Here is a 7,342-nt window from a genome sequence, read left to right on the forward strand (position 1 = left end):
ACTTCGAGCGCGCTCGAACTCCTAGCGTCGACATCGAGCGGGTCAACCGGCCCCGACGCGAACCCGTGGAGGAAGCATGACCACCACCGATACAGCCGTCGCCGGACGCACCCTGGCGGGTACCGACGCCACGCTGGTCCCCATCGCGCTGGGCGCGATGATCATGGGCACCCGCACCCCCGAGGGCGAGTCCCGTCGCATCCTCGACCACTTCCTGGGAGAGGTAGCGCCGCGCTATGCGGCCGCAGACGGCTCCCCCGCACGCGCGATGATCGACACGGCCGACTGCTACTGCTGGTGGGAGGCGCCGGGCTCGCAGGGCGGTCACAGCGAGTCGCTCCTGGGCCGCTGGATGGCCGATGCCGGCGTGCGCGATCGCGTGTTCCTCGCCACCAAGGCCACCGGGATGGTCGACGGAGCCGAGACCGCGTGGAAGGACGGCGAGGCTGACTGGGAGTACGCACGTCAGCACTTCGTAGGCGCCTCCGCGCCCGTGCTGAAGCGCAGTCTCGAGGCTTCGCTCGAGCGCCTGGCCACCGACCGCATCGACCTGTACTACGTGCATGTGGATGATCTCTCGACGCCTCTCGAGGAGACCCTTGAGACCCTTGCCGGATTCGTGGCCGACGGGCGCATCGGCGCCTACGGATGGTCCAACGTGCGCGCGTGGCGCCTGGCTCAGATCCGGGCGCTGTGCGAGCAGCACGGCTGGCCCCAGCCGGTGGCGCTCCAGCAGCAGCACTCCTACCTGCGCCGCCGTGCGGGCCTGCGGCACGGCTCGATCGTGGGCGACGAGCAGCTGGACTACCTGGAGCATCACCCGGACCTCCAGCTCGTGGCGTACTCGCCCGTGCTGAAGGGCGCGTACTCGGACCGCTCGCGTCGCGGCGCGGACTTCTGGGCGATGGGCAACTACGCCGGCCCCGACGCCGATGCGCGCTTCGCCGCCGTGGACGAGGTCGCCTCGCAGACGGGCGCGACGGGCAACCAGGTGGTGCTCGCGTGGATGCTCGCTCAGGACTCGCCGAGCGTGCTGCCCCTGATTGGGCCCCGCACCTACGACCAGTACCGGGAGAACATCGACGCGCTGCACGTGGAGCTCACGGCGGAGCAGGTGGCGATGCTGGACGCCGCCGGCGCGTAGCCGCCCCATCCCGGTGGGACATGGGGATCAGGCTCCACGAGCCCCATCCCCATGTCCTCCCAACGCGCACGCCGCTCGCCGGGTCGCTAGCGTGGGCGCATGCTCACCGATCTGCCGGACCACGAGCGCTGGAACCACAGCATCGCCTATCAGCGCGAGCTCAGCGAGCTGATCCCTGAGACCGCGCGAACGGCGCTCGATGTCGGTTGTGGCGAAGGCCTGCTGGCCCGTGAGCTGGTCAAGAGGGGGCTCGCGGTCACCGCCCTGGATACGGATGCGGCGAGCATCGAGCGCGCCCGCGCGCAACTGTCGGATGGCATCGACTATCGGATCGCGGACGTGATGACGGAGCACCTGCGGGAGCACGGCTTCGACGTGGTGACCTGCGTCGCGACGCTTCACCATCTCGATCTCGATTCCGGGCTGCGTAGGCTGTCCGAGCTGACCGCACCGGGGGGAACAGTCCTCATCGTGGGCCTCGCCCAAGCCACGTGGCGCGAGCTCCACTGGGAGGCGGTAGCGATCGCGGCTGATGTCGCGGCGCGGCGTAGACGCCAGCAGTGGGAGCATCCGTCGCCCACCATATGGCCTCCCCCGCACACGTATGCACAGGTTCGGGAGGCCGCGACGCGGATCATGCCCGGCTCGGTGTATCGCCGGCGGGCGCTGTGGCGCTACACGCTCACATGGACCAAGCCGCTGGACCGGTAGAGCGCGCGGCTCGCATCACCCGCGGTGAGTCGAGGCGCCCATGCGGCGCACGGCCTCCGTGATGATGTCCGGGTGCGTGGCGATGTTGAGGCGCACATGGCCGGCGCCGCCGGTGCCGAACGTGGGTCCGGAGTTCACTGCGACCCGCGCGTGCTCGAGGAAGTGCGCGGAAGGGTCCGTGTCGAGCTCCAGAGGGCGGCAGTCGATCCACGTCAGGTACGTGGCCTCGGGCTGGCGGTAGACGGCGCCCGCCAGGTGCTCGTCGATCAGCGTCCCCAGCAGGCGACGGTTCGCGTCCAGGCCCTGCATGAGCGCATCCAGCCACGGCTGGCCGTGGAGGTAGGCCGCTGTCTGCGCGAGGGTGCCAAAGTGCGTGGGTCCGTGATGAGGAGAGGTCGCGTAGCGCGCAAGCTCGGCCTGCACCGCACGGCCGCCGATCACGATCGCGGCGGGGATGCCGGCGAGATTCCACGCCTTGGACGCGGCCATGAGCGAGAAGCCCTTCTCGCCGCCGTCCACGGACAGGTATGGCACGAACTCGTGGCCCTCGTAGACCAGCGGTGCATGGATCTCGTCCACCACCACGCGCACGCCGTGCCGGTCAGCGAGGGCCGCCACGCGCTCGAGCTCGGCTCGGGTGTGCGCGACGCCGGTGGGGTTGTGGGGGCTGCACAGGAGGTACGCCGCGGAGCGGCCTCCGGCCGTCGCAGCGGTGAATGCCGCGTCCAGCGCGTCGAAGTCGATCCGAAGGTCCTCGCCCAGCGGCGCCTCCGCCACCTGACGGCCTGCGGCCTTGAGATACGAGTAGAACGGCGGGTAGACGGGCGAGTTCACGACGACCTGGTCGCCCGGCTCCGTGAGCATGCACAGGACGTCGGTGTACCCGGTGATGACGTCCGCCACGGTGGTCATCTGGCCCGGCGACACCGACCATCCCCAGCGCTGGTCAGCGAACGTCGCCAACGCCTCGGTGTACGTCGTTCCCGAGGCGTAACCGGTGTCCCCACCGGAGACGGCGCGCTCCAGCTCCTCGCGGATGGGATCGGCGAGCGCGACGTCCATCTCCGCCACCCACAGGGGCAGCACGTCGGGCGCGTACTTGTGCCACTTGGCACTGGTGCGGTCGCGCAGCTGAGCCAGCGTGAGCTGGGTGAGCGGATTGGTCTGAATGGACGCAGGGGCAGGGACAGCCATCCTCACACTGTGGCGAACGCGACTCTCAGACGCAAGTGGCGAGCGGCCAGGCGCGGCGGCGCGGGCCCTTGGGAGCACGGACGATGTGACATATCCTGCGCCCCATGAGGCTGCCGAGCGGGGACGAGGGACGCTTCCCCGTGGGCGCCCTGATCGCGATCGCGCTCGTGGGCGCCGCAGCGTACGGCGCGTACTGGTTCCTGACCGATCAGGGCTACCTCGGAACCGCCGCGCCCACGGCCTCGCCCACGGCCGCGGTGGACGCGGCGGGCGAGCAGGACAGCCGTCCCGAGTGGCTGCAGGGCACGGACCACGTGCTCCCGGCGGTGGTGCCGCACGAGGACGACCGTATGCCGGATTCGTACGTGCTGCAGCCGTGGGTGTGGGACCTGGTGGACGAGGACTGGGAGCTCGCGGTGCTGCGTGTGGGCGAAGGCGATCAGTACACGTGGTTCTCCGACGTCCAGGAGCTCTATCTGATCTCCCCCACCGGCGAGCACTTCACGGTCGCGGAGTTCGACACCACCATCGACCGTGACGTGGTGCACTGGGACCCCGCGCTCACGGTCGCGTGGATCAAGCGCAGCGACGGCTCCGAGTGGGAGCAGGTGATCGAGTTCGAGCTGCTGACCCAGACCAACACCTACGACTTCGGGGACAGCGCGATCAGCACGGCCAACCGTATCGAGGGGGGCATCGCGAACGTCGACGTGGTGGGTGCGCAGCCGGACGGCCTCGAGCTGTGGGTCTCCTACGACGCCAACGGCGCCGCCACGGGAGTGTTCTGGCGTGACGGCGAGACCTGGAAGCCGAGCCTGGTGCAGGACGAGATTCGCCGCATGGTCGTCCAGGGCTTCTCGCGCGACCGCGGCGTGGATGCGTGGATCGATGCCGAGGGCGGGCGCGCGGTGTTCCACGGCGAGTACATCGATCCTGACATCGGCACGGTGACCGACCACCAGTGGGTGGTGCATGACCTGCTGGTCGACTCCTTCGAGGACGATGCCGTGGTTGCCACGCCCGCGCCGGGCTGCTCGCCGCTGGGCGGCGGCCATGCCGGCGAGTTCGACGGCGACCGCATCGTCGCCGTCTGCGACGGCACCGAGTGGCTGCTGGATCCGTACGAGCTGACGGAGCCCGAGCAGCGCTAGAGAGCGGCCGGCTCCCACCTGCGCTCGCGCAGTCGCGACAGGAGGAGCCCGCGGAAGCGGTCCACGTCTCCGTCCAGGCCGTCGAGGTCGGCGGCGTCCAGCAGCACGGACCAGGAGCCGTCGACGCGTGCGGCGACCAGCGCGAGCGGCTCGCCGTCGATGGCGTCCGCGAGGTCAGCGTCGAGCTCGTTGCGGTGCAGCAGCCGCACGGGCACGGGCAGCGTAGCCGCCATCCGGTCCCAGGCGGGCTTGCGTCGCACCGGCGAGTGGGTGATGTCGCACAGTGAGCAGTGGGCACGCCCCAGCAGGTGGCCGATCACGTACGCGGTCTCGCCGCGCACGCCGCCATCCGCGTCGTAGACCCCCGCAAGCTCCGTCACCTGTGCCATGACGGGCTCAACAGACGGGCCGATGCGCCCATTCCGTCAAGCGCTCTCGCGCCGGAACACGCGGGTGCCGATGGCGAGGCCGAACGCCACCAGCGCGACCGTGATGCCTACGCCCCAGAGTGCGACGGGGTCCGTCAGGTCGCCGCGGAACATCGCGCGGACGCCGTCCACCACATGCTTGAGAGGGTTGAGGTTGCTCAGGGTCTCCAGCCACTGAGGTGCCAGCGACATAGGCAGGAGGATGCCAGAGAGCAGCAGCAACGGGAGCGCGACGCCGTTGAGCAGCGGCGCGAACGAGTCCTCGGACTTGAGGGTGAGCGCGACGCCGTAGCTGAGCGAGGCGAAGCACGCGCCCAGCAGCGCCACCGTGGCGACGCCGGCCACCATGGCCCACCATGGCGCACGCAGACCGAACAGCAGTGCCACGAGCACCAGCATGGTGCCCTGCACCAGCAGCACGATGACGTCCCTGAGCACGCGACCCAGCAGCAGCGAGGCCCGCGAGGCGGGCGTGACCCGCATGCGCTCGATCACGCCGGCGCGCCACTCCGCGATGAGGCCGAAGCCCACGAAGCTCGCGCCGAACAGTCCCAGCTGCACCAGCAGTCCGGGCACGAAGATCTGCCACGCGTCGACGTCCTCGCCAAAGGCGCGGGTGTCCGCGATCGTCTCGAGCAGCGGCCCGAACAGGGCGAGGTAGAGGATGGGCTGCAGGAGTCCAAACACCACCCACACGGGCTGGCGCAGGCTGAGCCGCATCGCGCGGGAGAAGACGATCCAGGTGTCGCGTGCGATGGTCATGTCAGGCCTCCTCGTCGCGCAGCGAGCGCCCGGTCATGGTGAGGAACACATCGTCCAGGGTGGGGCGTCGCACCTCGACCCCTGCGACGTCGTGACCGCTCCCCATCTCCCTCAGCAGCGTGGGCAGTGCGGATGCCCCATCGGGCACCGTGAGCCGCACCACGTCTCCGTCGATCTCGTGGGGCACGTCGCCCAGCACCTCGGTGGCGGCCGCCGCCAGGGCCGCTGCGGCATCGGCGCTCGAGGCGGTCAGCAGCACCTGGTCGCCGCCCACGGAGCGCTTGAGCTCGTCGGAGGTCCCGGCACCCACGATCTCGCCGTGGTCGATGACCAGGAGGCGGTCGCTGAGCGCGTCCGCCTCGTCCATGTAGTGGGTCGTGATGAACACGGTGGTGTCGAAGTCGTCCCGCACGCGCCGGATGTGCTCCCACAGGTTGGCGCGCGACTGCGGGTCCAGACCGGTCGAGGGCTCGTCGAGGAACACGATGGTGGGCTCGTGGATGAGCCCCATGGCGATGTCGAGTCGCCGGCGCTGGCCGCCGGAGAGCGTGCCGCACTTGCGCTCCCAGATGCCGTCCAGGTCCAGCCCGCTCAGCAGTGCCTTGCCACGCTCGGCGGCGACGCCTCGATCGATGCCGTACAGCCGGGCCTGGTCCACGAGCTCCTCACCGGCGACGGCGCTCGGGTCCGTGGTGCCCATCTGAGCGACGTAGCCGATGGAGCGGCGCACCCCCACCGGGTCCTTGGCGAGGTCGTGGCCGTTGACGGTCGCGGTGCCGCCGCTGGGATCGAGCAGCGTGGTCAGCATCCGCAGCGTGGTGGTCTTGCCGGCGCCGTTGGGACCCAGGAAGCCGACGATCTCTCCGGCAGCGACCGTGATGTCGACGCCTTTGACGGCCTCCACGGTGCGCGGCGCGTCCTTGCCGCGGCCCCGCACGGAGTAGGTCTTGCGCAGCCCGCGCGCGTCGATGATGGGCGTGCTCATGCGTGTGCCTCCTGGAGATGGCCGATGCGCACCCGACGGCGGGCGCAAGGATCAGGCTAGCGGCGGCCTCCGACAGGCGCTGGCACCGCTACGCGCAGTTGTCGCACACGCGGGACAGCGGAAGCGTCATGCCGCAGCGCGAGCACGGGGCGCCGATGCGGTCCGCGGCCACACGAGGGCGCGGGGCGCCCGATCCCGAGGTGTCCGAGCAGGTGCGGCACGGCGGGATGGTCGCCATCTGCTCCTCGGTCGCCTTGTACGGCGCGGGCCCCAGCAGGCTGCCGTCGGCGGCACGCTCGAAGTGCATGCAGTCCTCGTGGTGACGCATCACCGGAGCCTTGCCGGTGGGCTTGCCCGTCTTGCGGTTGACGGGGTCCTTGAGCCACACGAGGCCCGGCTGTGCAATGGTGACGGTCATAGCCCGAGCGTACGCCGCATGGGACCGGGACGTTGGCCGTCTCCGTCCCTGGTGAGTGCAGGCGCTCGCCCTCGCGTCAGCCCAGCAGCGCCCGGAACGCGGCAGCGGCGCGCTCGGCCGCTCCCTCGCCCAGCGCGAGGAACAGGCTGGGCTCCGTCAGCTCCAGCTCCAGCACCACGGGTCCGTCCTCGGTGGGAAGCAGGTCCACCCGCACGTACGCCAGGCCTGGCAGGTCCGCCACGATGCGGTCCGCGAGGGCCCGCTCGGCCTCGGTGGCCTCCGTGGCCATGACCTTCTCGTCCGCGTACACACCGCGCGCCAGCACGGGCGGTAGCAGGGCGATCTGACGGTGGGTGGCGTGTCGGGCTGCGGGGGTCTGTCGTTGCGGTTCGGGGGCAGGAGTGGCGCTGAGGGTGTGTCGTGGGACGTTGGGATGGGCGCCATGACGCGGGCAAGGTTGGCCCTCGTGATGGCGGTTGGCTCGTTCGTGTCGGTCTGTTCGCTTGGGGTCGTGTCCGGTGGGCTAGCGTGGCGGGGTGGGAGCGAGGG

At 70.5% G+C, this 7,342-nt stretch carries 9 protein-coding genes; 3 read left to right on the top strand and 6 right to left on the bottom strand.

All coding sequences use genetic code 11. From position 1 onward, the window contains the following. The first annotated feature begins 76 nt into the window (after positions 1-76). Together Dac01nite_RS04690 and Dac01nite_RS04695 are read left to right on the top strand one after the other, a co-directional pair. Entirely contained in the window at positions 77-1,144 is a 1,068-nt protein-coding gene (locus Dac01nite_RS04690) for an aldo/keto reductase (protein WP_203653704.1), read from the top strand. Between the two features lie 99 nt (positions 1,145-1,243). Then, positions 1,244-1,855, top strand: coding sequence for a class I SAM-dependent methyltransferase (locus tag Dac01nite_RS04695; protein ID WP_203653705.1), 612 nt, complete (start codon positions 1,244-1,246; stop codon positions 1,853-1,855). Positions 1,856-1,870: 15 nt separating this feature from the next. Here the strand turns inward: Dac01nite_RS04695 and Dac01nite_RS04700 are convergent, their stop codons facing one another. Further along, positions 1,871-3,049 (bottom strand): MalY/PatB family protein, encoded by a 1,179-nt coding sequence (locus tag Dac01nite_RS04700; RefSeq protein ID WP_203653706.1) that lies wholly within the window; start codon positions 3,047-3,049, stop codon positions 1,871-1,873. 104 nt (positions 3,050-3,153) lie between these two features. Between Dac01nite_RS04700 and Dac01nite_RS04705 the strand changes: the two genes are divergently transcribed. Further along, on the top strand, positions 3,154-4,200 hold the full coding sequence (locus tag Dac01nite_RS04705; RefSeq protein WP_203653707.1) for a hypothetical protein: 1,047 nt from the start codon (positions 3,154-3,156) through the stop codon (positions 4,198-4,200). On the opposite strand, the gene Dac01nite_RS04710 is transcribed toward Dac01nite_RS04705, so the two are convergent. The 5 genes from Dac01nite_RS04710 to Dac01nite_RS04730 all read right to left on the bottom strand — a co-directional run bounded on the left by Dac01nite_RS04710 (position 4,197) and on the right by Dac01nite_RS04730 (position 7,082). Beyond that, positions 4,197-4,589: a hypothetical protein gene (locus tag Dac01nite_RS04710; protein ID WP_203653708.1), complete on the bottom strand. Its 393-nt coding sequence runs from the start codon at positions 4,587-4,589 to the stop codon at positions 4,197-4,199. The genes Dac01nite_RS04705 and Dac01nite_RS04710 overlap by 4 nt on opposite strands. A 36-nt stretch (positions 4,590-4,625) precedes the next feature. Continuing rightward, complete coding sequence (locus Dac01nite_RS04715; protein ID WP_203653709.1) at positions 4,626-5,390, bottom strand: ABC transporter permease; 765 nt, start codon at positions 5,388-5,390, stop codon at positions 4,626-4,628. 1 nt (position 5,391) lies between these two features. Next, positions 5,392-6,375, bottom strand: a complete 984-nt coding sequence (locus Dac01nite_RS04720) for an ATP-binding cassette domain-containing protein (RefSeq protein ID WP_203653710.1) — start codon at positions 6,373-6,375, stop codon at positions 5,392-5,394. An 88-nt stretch (positions 6,376-6,463) separates the two neighbouring features. Next, positions 6,464-6,793, bottom strand: coding sequence for a hypothetical protein (locus Dac01nite_RS04725; protein ID WP_203653711.1), 330 nt, complete (start codon positions 6,791-6,793; stop codon positions 6,464-6,466). Between the two features lie 76 nt (positions 6,794-6,869). Further along, entirely contained in the window at positions 6,870-7,082 is a 213-nt protein-coding gene (locus Dac01nite_RS04730) for a hypothetical protein (protein WP_203653712.1), read from the bottom strand. Between the last annotated feature and the right edge of the window lie 260 nt (positions 7,083-7,342).

Origin of the sequence: Demequina activiva, from assembly GCF_016862815.1 — a bacterium.
GTDB lineage: Bacteria > Actinomycetota > Actinomycetes > Actinomycetales > Demequinaceae > Demequina > Demequina activiva.